Raw genomic sequence first — 18,004 nt, 5'->3', positions numbered from 1 at the left:
ATGGTAAGCAGGATATGGTCGCCTTGCTGAGACGCTGATAAAGTAACAGTACCGGTTCTAGGTTTACCCGATGCTTCACGAACATCTGGCATTTCAATGCCATGATCCACTGAGTTGCGCACTAAATGCACGAGTGGATCTGCCAATGCTTCCACTAAATTTTTATCTAAATCGGTGTCTTCACCAACAAGTAATAAATTAATATCTTTTTGCAGCGTTCGTGCTAAATCTCGAACTACACGGGGGAAACGGCCAAACACTTTTTTAATTGGCTGCATTCGTGTTTGCATTACCGCACCTTGGATATCAGCAGTCACTACATCTAAATTAGAAATAGCTTTACCCATAGCCTCGCTGTCAGAGTTTGTTGCCAAGCTTACCAAACGATTTCGCACAAGTACCAATTCACCAACCATGTTCATTATTTGGTCTAAACGTTTGGTATCAACACGTACTGTTGTCTCCGCCGGTGGAGGCGCTGCTTTTTTAGGCGGCGCTGCCTTAGCTGGCTGTGGAGAAGGTGCCGGCTTTGCAGGCTCTGCTTTTGGTACCGGTTTAGGCTCAGGTTTTGGCGCAGCAGGCGCAGGCTTGTTTGCGGCTACTGGCTCAGGTTTACTTTCTGGAGCCGATGTTTCTAACGATTTAGGTGCACCTTTGCCATGTAATTCATCTAGCAAAGCTTCAAATTCATCGTCACTTATTTCATCATCGCTCGCGCTTGAGTCGTTATTTTGTGAAGCCACAGGAGCCGATGGTGCTTGCTGTGGTGTGCTTGGGGCGTTTTGAGTGACTTCGCCAAAACTACCAACACCATGAAGCTCATCTAATAAGCTATCAAATTCATCGTCAGTTATATCGCCACTGACATCATTATCACTTGATGAGGACTGTTCTTCTTGTGGAGCTTGACCTTTACCATGTAACTCATCAAGTAAGCTTTCGAATTCATCTTCAGTTATTTCATCAATCTGAGAGTCTGAGCTACTGCTATCTGGGCCGCTAAATAATTCATCAAAAGCAAACGGATCTTCTTCCGCATCATTGCTTGGCTGCTCAGCTACAGGTTCAGGTTCTACCGAGGGAGTTTCAACAGGGGCTGTGTCTTCAACTACAGAATCGCCAGCAAGCTCTTCTGCCGTCGGTGGTTGTCCAAGTTTATGAAGGACTGCAAGTAACTCTGGATCAGCAGGTTCTGGTTGGTCACGATTTTTAATTGTGGCAAACATTTCATTAATGGTGTCGAGTGCTTGTAAAATTACATCCATTAATTCAGAGTTAACTGTTCTTACACCTTGGCGCAATAAATCAAACACGTTTTCAGCACCATGACATGCATCAACAAGCTCTGTCATTGCCAAAAAGCCGGCGCCACCTTTTACAGTGTGGAAACCACGAAATATTGCGTTTAGTAGTTCAGTATCATCTGGGTTGTTTTCCAGTTCTACTAACTGTTCAGATAAAAGCTCAAGGATTTCTCCGGCCTCTACTAAAAAGTCTTGTAAAATATCTTCATCGACTTCAAAGCTCATGCAGTACTCTCCTATTAGAAGCCCAAACTTGATAATAGATCATCAACTTCATCTTGATCAGATACAACATCATTACGCGATTCTTTATCAATAATAGGCCCTTCTGGGCCTGCTAGTGTTTGTGCAACAATGGAATCTTCTGTTTCTTCTGGTTGTTCGGTCAGTTGTGCTGGCTCAACTTCACCTTGTGCTGCAAATGCAGTTAACAAGTGGATTAAGCTTTCTTCAACTTCACGCACAAGTTCAATAACACGACGAATAACCTGACCAGTTAAATCTTGATAGTCTTGAGCCATCAATACATTGGTCATCAACATTTGCAACTCATCAGTTTTATGATGAGAGCTGTTCATAAACTTATCAATACTATGGCAAAGTGACTTAAACTCACCAAGCTCTATTTCGCGGTTCATTAAGCGATCCCACGTTGGCTTGATGTCAGCTATTTCGTCAGCAATTTCTTGTGCTAATGGTAAGCTTGCTTCAACCGCATCCATTGTTTTATTGGCTGCGTTTTCTGTCATTTCCATGACGTAGTTAAGGCGTTTTTTAGCGTCAGGGATGGCATCAGTGGTAATATCTGTTAAACGCGTGTCTAACTCGAAACTCTTTAAAGCTTCGTGCAGTTGACGCGTTAACTTACCCACCTCAGCAAATAGCTGTGATTGCTCTTGTGAAGCTGTTTCTAAAATTAACTGATTCGCTTTATCTTGCTCACCATTTTCTAAAAAAACCACTAACTGGCGAGCTTGTTCTAAAGTAATCTGAGGCGCAGCAGGTGCTGACATAAGCCTCTCCCTCTCATTAACCTAAGCGTTCGAACACTTTTTCTAATTTAGTTTTCAATGTACCTGCAGTAAATGGTTTAACAATGTAACCATTAACGCCAGCTTGGGCTGCAGCAATTATTTGTTCTTTTTTAGCTTCTGCTGTCACCATTAAAACAGGAATATGCTTTAATTTTTCATCAGCTCGAATTGCCCTCAAAAGATCAATACCTTGCATGCCTGGCATATTCCAATCTGTTACAACAAAATCAAACGCTTGATTTTGTAACATAGGTAAAGCAGTTGACCCGTCATCTGCTTCTTGAACATTGGTAAAACCTAAATCGCGCAACAGGTTTTTAATAATACGTCTCATCGTCGAAAAATCATCAACAACAAGAATTTTAATGTTTTTATCCAAAACATCCTCCAGTGAGGCCTGAACCTTTATTTACTTACTTCTAGTTTATCCAGTCATTGATTTTTGCTTTAAGCTTAATCATCGCCTGACCATGTATCTGACTTACACGCGACTCACTTACATCGAGTATATGCCCAATTTCTTTTAAATTCATTTCATCGTTATAGTACAAAGAAAGCACCATTGCATCTTTTTCCGGTAACGACTTTATCGCATTGAGTAAAGACTCATTAAACCGTTCATTTTTAACATTATTGAAAGGTTTGTCTAGTGCTAAATCTTGACCATGCGGTGTAATCACATCATCGTCAATACCAAGGTCTTCAATACCTAAAACTTTGCTTACATTCACATCGTTTAAAATATGATGGTACTCATTTAACGAAATTTCAAGTTTTTCAGCAACTTCACTATCTTTGGGTTCACGGTTTAAACTACTTTCAAGAGCAACAATAGTCTCTGCTACTAAGCGGCTTTTTCTGTGAACCGAGCGTGGAACCCAATCACCTCGACGCATTTCATCTATCATTGCACCACGAATACGAATTCCCGCAAAGGTTTCAAAACTCGCACCTTTGCTTGCATCAAAGTTTTTTGAAGCTTCTATTAATCCGATCATACCTGATTGGATTAAATCATCTAGTTGCACACTGGCCGGTAAACGAGCAATTAAATGGCATGCCACTTTTTTGACTAATGAGGCATGCTTTTCAACAATCATATTTAAACTCTGTGTTGACTGATATCCCATAGCTCTATTCACCGGTATTGTCATTATTAGTTACTAACTAGCTTCTCAATAAAAAACTCTAAATGACCCGAGGCTTGACTAGGTGTTGGCCACTTAGTAATTTTTGTCGCCAGTGTTTTAAAAGCAATCGCAGCAGGAGATCCTGGAAAAACTTCAACTATCACTTTTTGGCGACGCGTTGATTTGCGCATATTCTCATCATAAGGAACTGTTGCAACAAGCTCCATTGATATATCTAAAAATCGGTCGGTTACTTTTGAAAGTTTAGCAAATAATTCCTGCCCTTCACGTAAGCTACGCACCATGTTGGCAACAATTTTAAATTTGTATACGCCGTGCTCACGGCTCAGTACTTTAATGAGCGCATAGGCATCGGTAATTGATGTTGGCTCATCACATACCACCACAACCACATCCTGTGCGGCACGAGAAAAGCTCAATACCATGTCAGAAATACCCGCAGCGGTATCAACAATTAAAATATCAAAATCAGTGTTAAGCTCGCTAAATGCACGAATAAGTCCGGCGTGCTCTGAAGGAGATAACTCAACCATACTTTGCGAACCCGATGTTGCAGGTACTATTTTTATACCTGCAGGGCCTTCAACTAAAATATCTTCAAGTTCACACTCACCTGATAAGACATGAGATAAATTGCGCTCTACACGCAGTCCAAGCATAACATCACAATTAGCTAACCCTAAATCAGCATCTAAAACCAGCACACGTTTGCCTTGTTGGCCTAGCGCGATTGCCGTATTAAGGGATACGTTTGTTTTACCTACTCCACCTTTGCCGCCGGTGACAGCGATAACTTTTACGCCGTTATTATTATTGTTGCTCATTTTGCGAAGGCCGCTTGCTTGATCTAAAACTGTGTTAATCATACATCTCTACTGTGCTCGACGCCACTGATTGGTGTCGTGATTGTTGTGCTTTTATTCTTTTCAAATACAATTGCTCAGCTTTTTTTACTAGTTTTTCGGCATTTGCCACTCTAATATCTTCTGGTACTCGCTGGCCGTTAGTAAGATACCCTATTGGGAGACGATTTTGAATCGCAATACTAATAATCTCACCTAAACTCAATGACTCATCTAACTTAGTAAAAATACATCCACTAAGCTGTACTTTTTTAAAATGCCTTACTGTTTCTTGTAATACATTAATTTGTGCTGTAGCACTTAATACTAAATAACTACGTATATCTACACGCTGATTACGCATCAAGGTATTAAGCTGCTCAGTTAAACGCAAATCTCGCTGACTCATTCCTGCTGTATCAATTAAGACTAGACGTTTATTTCGTAAATGGTATAAAACTTCTGCTAATTCATTTGCATCTTTGACTTGTTTAACGCCACAGCCAATAATTCGACCATAGGTTGCTAGCTGCTCATATGCACCAATACGGTAGGTATCAGTAGTAATAAGTGCGACTTTATCAGCACCATATTTTTGCGCACCTAATGCAGCTAATTTTGCAACTGTGGTGGTTTTACCTACCCCTGTTGGGCCTACTAGCGCATAAACACCACCTTGGCGAAGAATTTCGTTGTTAGTGGTTTGCATTTGATCTTCAACCATATTCAATAAGGCTTTCCAACCTTGTTGGCGAGATACATCATCGGGTACAAAGCATGCCATCTGCTCAGCAACGTCTTTATCTATTCCCATACCCACTAAACGGTCAATCATACATGCACGGGTTGGATCGCGACGTGCCATATCTTGTTGCATTAAACCTGACACTTGATGTTCTAGTAATTGACGAATTGCGTTCATTTCTTCGCGCATAGTACTTATATCACTCGACTCGTTTTGCATCGTTTGCTGACGAGGTGCACTCGGTGAGTCTAAATCGTCAAAACCACTGTCTAAATCATCAAAACCCAAGCTATCAGCTTGAGTACGAGGACGTGCAGATGCGCTTGGTTCACGCTCAAACATATTTTTAGGTCGAGATTGCACAGATTCTTGTTCTTGATAATGACCAGAGGTATCAATGCCTGATTGTGAAAACATTGACGCAAGCTCTGCTGAACGAGGACGGGGAGATTGACGTTCTAATAAAGCTTGTAAACTATCAGCTACCTTTGCTTGTGGCTTAGGTTGAGCACGTTGTGGCTCTGGTTTTACAAAATTATGTGAGCTCTGGGTATGTGCAAATGAAGCGCTTTCAGCTGGCTGGCTTTGAGGCTGCTCTGGCGCTTTTGCTGCGGCTTTGTCGTAATCAACAGCAGCAACAATTTCAACGCCATTAGCTAGTTTCTTATTTGACATAATAACCGCATCAACACCGAGCTCTTCTTTTACTTCTTTTAGTGCGGTGCGCATGTCTTTAGCAAAAAAACGTTTAATTTTCATAATTCAAACCCCTTTAAAATCTTATTGTTGGCCTACAGAGCTGACAATCTTGATCTGTCTTTCATCTGGTATCTCTTGATAAGACATCACTCGCAATCCTGGAATGGTGTATTTAACAAATCGAGATAGGACAGTGCGTAACATTCCTGACGTTAGCAATATTGAAGGTTCACCGGCCATTTCTTGATTTTGATGCGCTTCATTCAATGATGTTTGAAGTCTATCAGCAAGTCCTGGTTCTATTCCGGCACCTTCATCACCTGCATTTTGAAGTGACTGATGCAACATCTGTTCCAACTCAGGCGCCAAGGTTATGACAGGGATTTCAGAAGACATACCAACAGCATCTTGAACGATTAATCTACGCAACGATATTCTCACTGCAGCCGTTAATACATCAGGGTCTTGGCTACGAGGGCCATACTCAACAAGGGTTTGAACAATTGAGCGCATATCTCGTATTGCTACCCCTTCATTTAATAAGTTTTGTAGTACTTTAACGATGGTGGTCAGCGGTAATACCTCAGGTACTAGCCCTTCAACTAAGCGAGGGTGACTTTTACCTAACATGTCTAATAAGTTTTGTACTTCTTCGTGGCCAAGCAATAATGCGGCGCTATTGGTGAGTAACTGGCTAATATGAGTGGCCACAACGGTTGCTGAATCAACTACGGTATAACCTAAAGATTGCGCTTCATCTTTTTGATCGGGTTTTATCCATACCGCATCTAAACCAAATGCAGGGTCTGTAGTTTCAATGCCTTTTAGCGGGCCAAACACTTGGCCTGGGTTAATTGCTAATTCATCGCCGTGTTTAAGCTCTCCCTCACCACTTGATACACCCATCATAGTGATGCGATACGCATTTGGATCAAGTTCAAGGTTGTCGCGAATATGTACAGGCGGTACTAAAAAGCCCAGCTCTTGAGATAGTTTTTTACGCACCCCTTTAATGCGGTTTAACAGCTCACCACCTTGTGATTGGTCAACCAAAGGAATTAATCGATAACCTACTTCTAAGCCAATAACATCAACTTGCTGTACATCATCCCAACCCAGTTCTTTTTGTTCTTGTTTAGCCGCAATCCCGGTACCTGAGGCTGCATTTTCAGCTTCTTCGGCCTCAGCAGCCGCCAATTTAAGTTTGTTTTGCTGGGTGTAGTATGCAAGGTAACCTAAAAGCGCCCCTAAGCTTAAAAATGCAATATGCGGCATACCTGGGACTAAACCCATAGTAATGAGGATACCAGAGGCAATAAATAATGATTTTTCGTTTCCTAGCTGCTGCTTAAACTGATCGCCCATATTGTGCGACTCATTTTGACGCGTTACAACAATCGCAGTACCAATTGAAAGTAGTAATGAAGGTAATTGCGCGACTAAGCCATCACCAATGGTCAATAGTGTGTACACTTCCATAGCGCGTGAAAAGCTCAAGTCATGCTGGATCATGCCAACAAATAAACCACCTACAATATTGATCACTAAAATGACGATACCCGCGATAGCATCGCCTTTTACAAATTTACTGGCACCATCCATAGAACCATAAAAGTCGGCTTCACGGGTTACTTCATCACGACGCTCTCTGGCTTGCTCTGCACTAATAAAGCCAGCATTCATATCTGCATCAATCGCCATTTGCTTACCCGGCATGGCATCAAGGGTAAAGCGTGCTGACACTTCAGAAATACGCCCTGCACCTTTAGTAATTACCACAAAGTTTATGATAATTAGAATCAAAAATACCACTAAACCCACGGCGTAGTTACCACCAATCACCACCGAGCCAAATGCTTCAATTACCTTACCAGCGGCATCACCACCATTATGACCCTCAAGAAGTACCACCCGAGTACTGGCTACGTTAAGTGCTAAACGCATGATCGTAGCGATTAACAACACCGCTGGAAACATGCCAAACTCAAGCGGCTTCATGGTATATACGGTGACCAGTAATACAACTAATGCGAGCGCGATATTAAACGAAAATAATATATCAAGCAGAAATGGAGGCAGTGGTAATATAACCATGCCAAGCGCAGCTAACACTAAAAGCGGTGTACCAACGCCTTTTGCATATTCTTTTTTATCTTTATTAAGTTGTTGTAATACCGCTTTAAATTCCATAACTCTACAATTTCAAAAAATTGACACTACGCTGAAATTGCAATAACTATTCCAAGTTAGTTGGTTAGCGGTTAATACTTAAATTCATCAGGGATTGGCAGCTTTTTATTAAGCGCGACAGGGCGTTTTCCACGGCCTTTTTTAAACCGTTTAAGTTGAAATACATAGGCAAGCACTTGGGCAACTGCAGTAAAGAGCTGATCGGGAATTTGATCCCCTACTTCAGCGGTATGATAAAGCGCTCGCGTTAAGGTAGGCGACTCAACAATAGGCACTTCATTACCCAAAGCAATTTTACGAATTTGCATAGCGAGTTCGTCAACGCCTTTGGCTAGTACAATAGGCGCTCCAGCTCGCTCTGTGTCGTATTTTAAAGCCACTGAGTAATGAGTAGGGTTGGTAACAATAACATCGGCATCAGGAACATCCTGCATCATTCTCTTTTGCGACATTTGACGTTGGGTTTGCCTGATACGCGCTTTGATTTGCGGATCACCCTCAGAGTTTTTATATTCATCTTTTACTTCTTGCATCGTCATTTTAAGCTGTTTGTTATGGCTATAACTTTGAAATGGCGCATCAATAGCTGCAATAATAATTAAGGTGCATGATAACCCTAAAAACATCCAGGCTAATATTTCTAAAGCATGCACGATATTGCCTGGCGCACTTTCTATACTTAAATGTAATATTTCATCAAAATAAACATTAATTAAAAAGATAGCGAAAGTTGCCACTAGGCCAAACTTTAATAATGACTTAAGTAGTTCAATAGCCGCTTGCGGGCCAAACATCCGAGTAAAACCTTTCATTGGCGACATTTTACTGGCTTTGGGCGCAGCTGCCTGCCAGCTAAAATTAAAGCCGCCAAGCATGGTGTTACCAATAAACGCAGCCAGTACAATAATAAGTACAAACATCGACATAGGAAATAACAGTACGTCGGCCACCTCCCCCCACACCGCAAACATTTTTGTGGTGTCGTAGGTTTCATTGCGATTAAGACTAAGCATTCTGCCCATAATTCGATACAAGCCTTTGCCAATTTCAGGGCCATACATTAATAAAGAAATAGCTGAAAAAATGAGTACAAACATAGTACCTAGCTCTTTAGAACGCGCTATTTGGCCTTTCTTTTTGGCATCATCAACTTTTTTGGGCGTGGGTTCTTCGGTTTTTTCTTGTCCTGAATCTTCAGCCATTACGCTCTCCTAAGGGGAACAACCAACTAGAGTACACATTAGCTCAACCATTTTTAGCCATTGGAACTCAAACTGAGTGATAAAGTTACCGAGGGTAGCCCAAATAATAACGAGCCCTGCCACTAAGGTAAACGGAAAGCCTATAGAGAAGATATTTAACTGTGGGGCAGCACGGGTCATGATGCCAAATGACATATTAATTACAAGCATGGCCGTTAATGGCGCTAACGAAAGCACTAGTGCAGTGGTAAACATCCAACCACCCCATGTCACTATGTCCCAATAATGATCAACCGCCCACCAATTACCATCAATTGGCAATACCTGAAAACTATGTACCACCATTTGAATCATCATTAAATGGCCATTAAATACAAAAAATAACAAGGTAGCTAAAATGAGGTAGAACTGCCCTACAGCAGGTACACTCATTCCATTTGAGGGGTCAACAACAGACGCAAAACCTAAACCAGTTTGCATAGCAAGGATTTGCCCAGCTAACACAAATGTATTGAGCAGTAGTGTGGATGCAAAACCAATCGCAACGCCAATCAGCATTTGTTGTAGCACCACTAAAACCATTTCAAAAGAAAATAAATTAGTAAATGTAGCTGGAGGTAGAACAGGCACAACTAAAAATGTGACTACAACAGCCAAGCCCATTTTAATTCGAGAAGGAACGTTTTTGGCGCCAATACCTGCCATTATCATGATCATTGAGCAAATACGCACCAAGGGCAGTAAAAAATCACTTAACCATTGAATAACAACGGAAAATGGGAACTCCATCGTTAACCTGCTATTTCGGGTATAAGAAGCACTAAGCGATTAAAAAAATCCATCAGCTCTTGAGTAAACCAATGTCCACCCACTATTAACGCACTAATAGTAATTAATAGACGCGGTAAAAAGCTCAGTGTTTGTTCATTAATTGAGGTTGCCGCCTGAAATACTGCCACTACTAAACCAATAATTAAACCAGGTACCACAATAGCAGACACCAGCTTAATCACTAAAAACAGGGCTCCACTTAAAATATCAACAAATACTTCAGGTTCCATGGGCGACTCCTAGAGTGATTGGTTCAAAGTAGAAAGCACCACTATGTGCCCAACCCAAAGCTTTTAGCGAGCGTACCCATCACCAAGCTCCAACCATCAACCAATACAAACAACATAATCTTAAACGGTAGCGATACAATCATGGGAGATAGCATCATCATACCCATGGCCATCAACACCGATGCAACCACCAAATCGACAATCAAAAAGGGGATGAAGAACATAAAACCGATAATAAAGGCCGTTTGTAGCTCACTGGTCACAAACGCCGGAATAAGCACTATCAATGGCGTTGCTTCAGGTGAATCAAGCTGATCGTACCCAGCTATTTTTGCAAAGGTTTCTAAGTCTTTTAATCGTACTTGAGAAAGCATAAAAGCTTTCATTGGCTCTTTAGCTAAATCGAGTGCTTCTAGTGATGTTACCTGTTCACTTAAGTACGGTTCGATTGCGCGTTCGTTTATTTGCTCATAAATAGGCGCCATAATAAAAATACTTAAAAACAGCGACATACCAAGTAATACTTGATTAGAAGGCGTTTGTTGTAAACCAATCGCTTGGCGCAAAATAGCTAAAACAACAATAATTCGAGTGAACGAGGTCATCATGATAATGGCTGCTGGAATAAAGCTCATAGCCGTCATGATCGCTAACACTTGTAGCGTCACTGAATAGTCTTGCGTGCCATCTGCATTACTTGTGATCGTAAGCGCGTCTATTCCTTCAGCACTGACTCCTGGTACGAATACCATAGCAAATATGAAAAGCAGCCATTTAGTCATGATATTAGTTCTTTTTATTTTGATTAAGTTGCGGATTCAACATTTTGCCAAAACGCTTAGCTAATTCTGGTAACTCTTTTTCTGTTAGGGGAGTTTCTAGCTTGTGTAAATAATTAATGCTATGTGGGGTTACACCTAATAGATGCTGTGCATTATCTATCTCGACTACCATTAATCGCTCGCGTGAGCCTAAAGGAAGACTGCGGATCACTTTGAATTCATCGTTATTGGTTAAATTTGGATTAAGCTTTTTAACAAAAAAAGCCAACACTAAAATTAACACTACCACCACACCTAACGACATAACCATTGAAATAATGTCTGTGGTGGGTGTTGCAGCATCGGTAGCTGCAAACACTGAATTGCTTAAACCAAGTAATGCTATCATCGTAATTTTTTGATCCGTTCAACCTGACTAATTACATCCGTTAAGCGAATACCAAACTTATCGTTCACCACAACCACTTCACCATGTGCTATCAATGTACCGTTAACTAATACATCTAGCGGCTCACCAGCAACCCTATCAAGTTCAACAACTGAACCTTGGTTAAGTTGTAATAAGTTACGAATATTAATTTTAGAACGCCCTACTTCCATCGAAATAGTAACGGGAATATCTAAAATAGTGTCGAGTTTACGTTTTTCTTCACCGCTGAGCTCATGCTTTGAATCATCCAGCTCATCAAGCTCGGTTACTTTAACCTCTGCACTATCATCGTCAGTTCCCTCAGCCTCAGCAAGTGCTGCTGCCCATTCGTCCATCGTATCTTGATCATCGCTCATACTTTTAACCTTTTAATCAATTACCAGTCTAAGTCTACACCGTTTGAAAGGTGTAAATCATCTTCTAGTTCTGCTAATTCTGCATCTGAATCAATTTTTTTGCCGCCTTTAGTAAAGACATGCAGCTCAGATTTAACTGAATCAGGGCGTTTAATTTTTTCACTAATTTGTAGCGCAACGTTATCGCGTGAGCGACCCATTTTAGCTCTAAATGTTGGTAACTCTTCAACAAACACAGTAATATGCTCTGGCATTTCAACAGGAATGATATCCCCCGCCTTAAGCTCCATAATTTGTTTTAAGCTTAAATCAACTTCAAGTAGCTGAGTCGACAAATCGACTTCTACATCCATTATTTCGTCGCGAAGTGCCTTGCTCCAACGTAAATCGGTATCTTCAGTATCAGACTGAACACCTGCATCCAGTAGCTCTCGTATAGGTTCGAGCATTGAGTAAGGCAGCGCAATATGAAAGTCACCACCGCCGCCATCAAGCTCAATATGAAAAGAGCTAATAACCACCACTTCGGTTGGGCTAACAATGTTAGCCATTGCAGGGTTCACCTCAGAATCAAGATACTCAAACGACACATCCATAACCGGCGCCCATGCTTCTTTGTAATCTTCAAAGATTATTTTTAGCAGCATTTGTACGATACGGCGCTCTGTTGGGGTAAATTCACGCCCTTCAATTTTGGCATGATAACGACCATCGCCACCAAAGAAATTATCTACCAGTATAAAGACTAATCGCGCCTCCATGGTAATTAGGCCAGTGCCTTTTAGTGGGCGAAAACGCACCATATTCAAACTGGTTGGTACAAATAAGGTGTGAATATACTCACCAAATTTGATCATTTGCACGCCGTTAATTGACACCTCAGCGGTGCGGCGCATCATGTTAAAAAGGCTAATTCGCATATGGCGCGCAAATCGCTCATTAACAATTTCAAGTGTCGGCATGCGACCACGCACGATGCGATCTTGCGAAGAGAAGTCATACTGTAGTGTACTTCCCTCACCGTCTTCACCGTCGTGTATATCTTCCTCTTCGACCTCATCAACACCGTGTAATAGCGCATCAATTTCGTCTTGGGATAATAAATCGCTCACACTGACCCCTTATTGCATCACAAAGCCGGTAAACAGTACCCGCTCAATTACTTTACTTCCTTCCACATCCATCATTGCTGCTTGCACTTTATCAAGCGCAGTAAAGCGCAGTGTTTCTTTGCCTACACTGGTGCTAAGTTCATCTGCGGTGGTCATTGAAAATACACTCAATAGCGTGCCTTCAATCAGTGGGATGTGTTTTTTAGCCGTTTCTTCATTGCCATCTCCGCGCACCAGCAATTGCACTTTAATTTGTACAATTCTATCGCGGCTCGCCCCTGGAACATTAAATATAAAAGGTCTTGGCATAGCAACATATAGTGCACTGCCGACCGTTGCCGAGGAGCTTGATGATTCTGCGGCTACTTCACCACTGGCGGCATCATCTGTTAAAGTTTCTACGGGCTCATCATCACCCGATAGTAAAAAGTAACCAGCTACACCGCCAACAATAACTAATACAGCGGCTATAATTATAATGAGTTTGCTTTTATTTTTACTGACTTCTTCTATTTCTAAATTAGTATCTTCAGCCATTGTATTTCCTTTATTCGCAAAGGTATTTGCTTGTTTTAACTATTATAATAGCAGGACTTAGGCATAGTAATCTATTGATGATGACGTTTGTTGTCCAGAACTATGTGTTTGCTTATCTGGTTGCTCACTATTTGTCTCATCTGAAGAGCTATTATTAGCCATTTGACCTTGTGGCTGACCTTCTTGTTGCTCGTTTTGTTCTGGAGATGAACCACCATAAGAAATACTGCTTTCACCTAGTTCTAAGCCCTGTTGCATTAATAATTCTCTAAGCCTAGGTAATGATTGCTCTAGCGCTTCTTTGGCTTGCTGATTTTGCACTACAAAGTTTATTTGTGCTTGCTCCGCATCACTTCGAATACGAATTTGCATACTGCCCATTTCAGGTGGATCTAAACGAATTTCAGCTTCTTTGTTATTAATGCTTAACATTGAAGTAACGCGCTCTTGTAGCATTTTTGCGGCATCACTTTTAATAATATTTAATGCCTGTAAGGTGGCAGGATCAATGCTCACCTGTTTAGCTTGTGCAGTACTTTGCAACTGCCCGGCCTGTAAACTTTGCGCTTCAATAATAGCTTGTTCGTAGCCTAAAGTATCGTATTTAGCGATAGTATTAAGCGACGATTTATCAAATATATTAATGATTTGAGAAAAAATCTGTGCGGCACGCGGTGGCATTTGCTCTGCGTTAGTGGCGCGCATACTCTCTTTTTGTAGTACATCAAGCTGTTTAGCAAGCTCCTCAGGCGTTTCGGCTATCGATTTAGAGCTTTCTGATTTTAGTTCAGGTTTTACATTAGCCGACTCTGTACCTTGTTGTGTTTTAGTTGTAACACCTGCTATCAACGTATTATTAGCAAACAGCGGTTTATCTTTGGCACTAGACAAAGTGTCTGCGTTGATAGCTGTTTCTAAATCACTGATAACCCCTTTTAATAAAGTAAGTTCTTTAGTAGATAGAGGCTCACTTTTAATGTATGCCTGCATCTGATTAAGCAATGCCTGTTTTTCTGGGGTAGTTAACGTACTTATTTGTGTATTAATGGCTTGTTGAGGAGTTTGCGGTTTCTCGCTTTCGCTAACATACTTACTGAGTAATTGCTTTAAATCCGCTACATTGTCTTTATCAATAGGTTTGCTCATCGCATCAAGCTTAGTAGCTAGTTCATCTTGTTGTGAAGGCGTTAAATTTGCTAAGAGTTTATCTGCTTTAATTTCATTATCATCTTTTGATAACAGCGCTAAAACAGAGGCGTCTATCGATGCTTTAGTACTCGTAGTATCAGTCGGCTTATCTGATGGTTTAGCAACCGCTTGCTCATTTTTAACAGTCTCAGATTCTCCGGCTATGGCAGCTGTCGCTATCGATTTAGTTCCAAGCTGTGAAGACTCAGCTGCAGTTTTGCTCGCTGACTCAGCACCTACAGCATTTTGTGCTTGTAAAATAGCTGCATCATCAACAATTTCATCACTTGGCAAATTAATAACAATAGGTGCAAGCTTATCTTCAGGCTTGATGTTTATTTTGACACCGTCTTTATCTATTAACTCTGCGCCGCTATGAGAATTATTTTTTACTGAGGTGTCAATTACTTGTGCCGCATTAATTTGCGCCAACATGTCTTCACCGCTCAAAGGCTTTTCTTCGCTAGTTTGCTCTTTTAGGTCGGGTTGTTCATCTGAAGGCTGTTTGTGTGGCGCTTTGACCTCTGAATCTTGTGTTTCAGAAGCTTGGTTCGCAAGAGCTAGTTGGTCGAAAAAACCAGCATCATTACCACTATCTAGTTTTGCTTTATCACTGTCTTTTTTAACTAAGTATGAGTCTTGCTCAGATACCGCCAACATTGAAATATCATTCATCGCCATAAATCACCTAATAAAAGCGGCAACAGCCCACCGCACAATCCTAAAAAACATTGCTCTAATAGAACACAAGCAATTAGTATGCCTACCTTATAGTGCTTTATTCCTTTGATAAAATTGATTAGAAGAAAACTCATCTAACATTTTTTGTTCATTCTTAGCCACCAGCATATCCGCTTTTAACTGTTGCTTTTCAATTAGCTTAGCAACCGCTTTCGCTTTAACTTGTTGTTTTAACCATAACGTTTTACGCTGGCTCACGACTTGTTTTGCAGTATTAACGGTACTCGCTTGTTGGCGAGTCGCCTCTTCAATCTTAGCTATGAATGCGTGATACTGGCTAAACCCGGCACTTGATAAGCCCGATTGCCCTTTAATATGAAGTTGCTGCGTATATTCAAGTCGAAAGTCATTTAAGCCTTGAAGCTTTTGCTGATTTAGCTGCAAGTTTTGATTTGCTTGCAAGTAGCTCATGCGTAATGTTTCTTCTTTTTCATTTTCAAGCTTAAGCAGCAAATGTAGTTTATTTTTTGCCATTATGCTTGTCCTAATAATTGTGCGAGCCCTTGTAGGCCATCATCATAACTAATCACGTCACGCATGCCTTGCTGTAAAAATGCGTTCACTCTTGGCATCATGTTTATTGCCTGATCAAGCATTTGGTCACTGCCTTTTTGATAAGCACCCAAGGTGATCATGTCTTTGTTCTGTTGATACATAGAATATACTTGTTTAAGCACCCGAGCTTGCTGCATATGTGGCTCTGAAACCACTTGTGGCATTACTCGAGAAATAGACTTTTCTATATCAATAGCAGGGTAATGACCGCTGTCGGCTAAATCACGCGATAAAACAATATGCCCATCAAGTATGGCACGTGCGGCATCGGCTATCGGGTCTTGCATGTCATCACCTTCACTCAGTACAGTAAAAAAGGCAGTAATAGAGCCTTGCCCTTCTCCGCCATTACCAGCACGTTCCACTAATGCGGGTAATTTAGCAAATACTGAAGGCGGATAACCTTTGGTAGCAGGAGGCTCACCCACAGCAAGTGCTATTTCACGCTGCGCCATGGCATAACGCGTTACCGAGTCAAGCAGTAACAATACGTTTAGCCCTTGATCTCGAAAGTATTCTGCAATGGTGACTGCACTCTCACAGCCTTTTAATCGCATTAATGGCGAAGCATCAGCAGGCGCTGCCACAACAACTGAGCGTTTACGTCCTTCAACACCCAGTATTTCTTCAATAAATTCTTTTACTTCTCGGCCACGCTCACCGACTAAACCCACTACAATTACATCGGCTTCACTGCCTCGAGTCATCATGCCCAATAGTACAGATTTACCCACACCGGAGCCTGCAAATAAGCCCATACGCTGGCCTTGGCCTACGGTAATTACTGAGTTAATAGCGCGTACTCCCACATCCATGGGTTTACTAATGGGGCGTCTTGCCAGTGGATTTATTGCGTTTTGAGCGAATTTAAGTGTGTGTTCTGCGTTTATTTTCCCTAGCCCATCTAAAGGTCGCCCTAAACCGTCGACAACTCGGCCAAGTAAACTCATACCAACAGGTAAACCAGTGTCATTAACTTGAGGAATAACTCGGGCACCAGGAAGTACACCTGAGATATGATCATTGGGCATTAAATATAAGGTTTGATCATTAAAACCAACAATCTCGGCATCAACAAAGCCGCTCATGGTTTCAATTTTACATTGGCTGCCTACTGGAGCTCGCAGGCCTTTTGCTTCAAGTGTTAAACCAACCACACGGGTTAAAACACCCGCAACCGCAGGGGCTGGGGTTTTAATATGTTGTTGGTATTGAGATAAGCGTTCGCTTAATGAAGTATCGCTCACAGACATTGCACGCCAATAAAAAGTTAGATACCACTATTATGCAAAAAACTATCCAATGTTTCTTTGACACGAGTTTTCAAGGTCATATCTAAAGACGATAGTGTTGTCTTAACTTCACAACCGCCGCGCTCCAATGTAGGCTCTGGAATTAACTGCCAATGATTATCTTCAATAGCTTGCTCGCCATAACTGGTTTTTATAAGTGTTAGGTCTTCTGGGTGAAGATGAATTTTAACTTTCTGTTGCTCTGCATTCAATGCATCAATGCTTTTTTTCAAGGTATGTAAGATAATATCAGGCGAAGTTTTTATCTCTTGATAAATGATTGCTTCACTGAGCATAGTTGCTAACTGCACTAACTGCTTTTCTGCTTGCTCATCCACTTTTTTAAGTGGATCAGATAAACTATCTAACAAGCTGCGTAAGTGAGTTAACTGCTCATCCATCAAAGGTTTAACCTCTTCTTGACCTTGGGTTTTACCCAGCTCAACACCTTCTTTGTAACCAGCTTCTTTTCCCTCAGTTACGCCTTTATCAAAACCATCTATATAGCCTTGCTCGTGTCCTTGCTTAAGACCTTCCTCATACGCATCTTGGCGAATGCGCTCAAGCTCCACCATAGTAAGAGAAGGTAACTCTTGTTCTTCGGGCTCTTCATCTTGCTCTTTGGCCATTTCTTTATGGTATAGCTCTGCCAATGGCGTACCAAAAGCGGTCGAACGATTGCCAAAACTTCGCTCATCTGGCGCAACATCTGGAATTGGCCAATTTTTTAATAGCTCATCAGCTTCATCAGCGTGTAACGGGCGACCTTTTGAGTTACTCATA

19 protein-coding genes are annotated in these 18,004 nt (G+C 41.3%); all 19 read right to left on the bottom strand.

Annotation, left to right across the window (positions count from 1 at the left end; genetic code table 11):
- A partial coding sequence (locus AN392_RS15570) for a chemotaxis protein CheA (protein WP_055013211.1) occupies positions 1-1,529 on the bottom strand: 1,529 nt, incomplete at its 3' end.
- A gap of 14 nt (positions 1,530-1,543) precedes the next feature.
- Positions 1,544-2,317 (bottom strand): protein phosphatase CheZ, encoded by a 774-nt coding sequence (locus AN392_RS15565; RefSeq protein WP_054201713.1) that lies wholly within the window; start codon positions 2,315-2,317, stop codon positions 1,544-1,546.
- 16 nt (positions 2,318-2,333) lie between these two features.
- Positions 2,334-2,717, bottom strand: coding sequence for a chemotaxis response regulator CheY (gene cheY, locus AN392_RS15560; protein ID WP_008112210.1), 384 nt, complete (start codon positions 2,715-2,717; stop codon positions 2,334-2,336).
- Positions 2,718-2,757: 40 nt separating this feature from the next.
- Positions 2,758-3,468: an RNA polymerase sigma factor FliA gene (locus AN392_RS15555; RefSeq protein ID WP_054201714.1), complete on the bottom strand. Its 711-nt coding sequence runs from the start codon at positions 3,466-3,468 to the stop codon at positions 2,758-2,760.
- Positions 3,469-3,494: 26 nt separating this feature from the next.
- Positions 3,495-4,355 (bottom strand): MinD/ParA family protein, encoded by an 861-nt coding sequence (locus AN392_RS15550; protein ID WP_054201715.1) that lies wholly within the window; start codon positions 4,353-4,355, stop codon positions 3,495-3,497.
- Positions 4,348-5,835, bottom strand: a complete 1,488-nt coding sequence (gene flhF, locus AN392_RS15545) for a flagellar biosynthesis protein FlhF (RefSeq protein ID WP_055013210.1) — start codon at positions 5,833-5,835, stop codon at positions 4,348-4,350. The genes AN392_RS15550 and flhF overlap by 8 nt, the downstream gene beginning before the upstream one ends.
- 21 nt (positions 5,836-5,856) lie before the next feature.
- Positions 5,857-7,965: a flagellar biosynthesis protein FlhA gene (gene flhA / locus AN392_RS15540; protein WP_010387925.1), complete on the bottom strand. Its 2,109-nt coding sequence runs from the start codon at positions 7,963-7,965 to the stop codon at positions 5,857-5,859.
- A 71-nt stretch (positions 7,966-8,036) separates the two neighbouring features.
- A complete protein-coding gene (gene flhB, locus AN392_RS15535) occupies positions 8,037-9,167 on the bottom strand; it encodes a flagellar biosynthesis protein FlhB (RefSeq protein ID WP_010387924.1) in 1,131 nt (376 codons plus the stop codon).
- 9 nt (positions 9,168-9,176) lie between these two features.
- The gene (fliR, locus tag AN392_RS15530) at positions 9,177-9,956 is read right to left on the bottom strand and encodes a flagellar biosynthetic protein FliR (protein ID WP_055013209.1); all 780 of its coding nucleotides are present in this window, start codon (positions 9,954-9,956) and stop codon (positions 9,177-9,179) included.
- A 2-nt stretch (positions 9,957-9,958) separates the two neighbouring features.
- Positions 9,959-10,228 (bottom strand): flagellar biosynthetic protein FliQ, encoded by a 270-nt coding sequence (locus AN392_RS15525; protein ID WP_010387922.1) that lies wholly within the window; start codon positions 10,226-10,228, stop codon positions 9,959-9,961.
- 41 nt (positions 10,229-10,269) lie between these two features.
- The gene (fliP, locus tag AN392_RS15520) at positions 10,270-11,010 is read right to left on the bottom strand and encodes a flagellar type III secretion system pore protein FliP (protein WP_010387920.1); all 741 of its coding nucleotides are present in this window, start codon (positions 11,008-11,010) and stop codon (positions 10,270-10,272) included.
- A 4-nt stretch (positions 11,011-11,014) separates the two neighbouring features.
- Positions 11,015-11,398 (bottom strand): flagellar biosynthetic protein FliO, encoded by a 384-nt coding sequence (gene fliO, locus AN392_RS15515; RefSeq protein ID WP_010387917.1) that lies wholly within the window; start codon positions 11,396-11,398, stop codon positions 11,015-11,017.
- Positions 11,395-11,796 carry a flagellar motor switch protein FliN gene (fliN, locus tag AN392_RS15510; protein ID WP_010387913.1) on the bottom strand — a complete coding sequence of 134 codons (402 nt, stop codon included), beginning with the start codon at positions 11,794-11,796 and terminating at the stop codon, positions 11,395-11,397. The genes fliO and fliN overlap by 4 nt, the downstream gene beginning before the upstream one ends.
- A gap of 20 nt (positions 11,797-11,816) precedes the next feature.
- Complete coding sequence (gene fliM, locus AN392_RS15505; RefSeq protein ID WP_010387912.1) at positions 11,817-12,908, bottom strand: flagellar motor switch protein FliM; 1,092 nt, start codon at positions 12,906-12,908, stop codon at positions 11,817-11,819.
- A 9-nt stretch (positions 12,909-12,917) separates the two neighbouring features.
- Positions 12,918-13,445: a flagellar basal body-associated protein FliL gene (gene fliL, locus AN392_RS15500; RefSeq protein WP_010387911.1), complete on the bottom strand. Its 528-nt coding sequence runs from the start codon at positions 13,443-13,445 to the stop codon at positions 12,918-12,920.
- A gap of 57 nt (positions 13,446-13,502) precedes the next feature.
- On the bottom strand, positions 13,503-15,314 hold the full coding sequence (locus tag AN392_RS15495) for a flagellar hook-length control protein FliK (protein ID WP_055013208.1): 1,812 nt from the start codon (positions 15,312-15,314) through the stop codon (positions 13,503-13,505).
- An 87-nt stretch (positions 15,315-15,401) separates the two neighbouring features.
- Positions 15,402-15,848 (bottom strand): flagellar export protein FliJ, encoded by a 447-nt coding sequence (gene fliJ / locus AN392_RS15490; RefSeq protein ID WP_010387909.1) that lies wholly within the window; start codon positions 15,846-15,848, stop codon positions 15,402-15,404.
- A complete protein-coding gene (gene fliI / locus AN392_RS15485) occupies positions 15,848-17,182 on the bottom strand; it encodes a flagellar protein export ATPase FliI (RefSeq protein ID WP_054201721.1) in 1,335 nt (444 codons plus the stop codon). Before fliI ends, fliJ begins: the two co-directional genes overlap by 1 nt.
- Before the next feature lie 17 nt (positions 17,183-17,199).
- On the bottom strand, positions 17,200-18,003 hold the full coding sequence (gene fliH / locus AN392_RS15480) for a flagellar assembly protein FliH (protein ID WP_055013207.1): 804 nt from the start codon (positions 18,001-18,003) through the stop codon (positions 17,200-17,202).
- Position 18,004: the final 1 nt, after the last annotated feature.

Source organism: Pseudoalteromonas sp. P1-16-1b (assembly GCF_001401785.1).
In the GTDB taxonomy this organism is placed as follows: Bacteria; Pseudomonadota; Gammaproteobacteria; order Enterobacterales; family Alteromonadaceae; genus Pseudoalteromonas; species Pseudoalteromonas undina.
The sequence above is the reverse complement of the archived record's forward strand: the minus strand, read 5'-3'. Positions and strand labels throughout refer to the sequence as shown.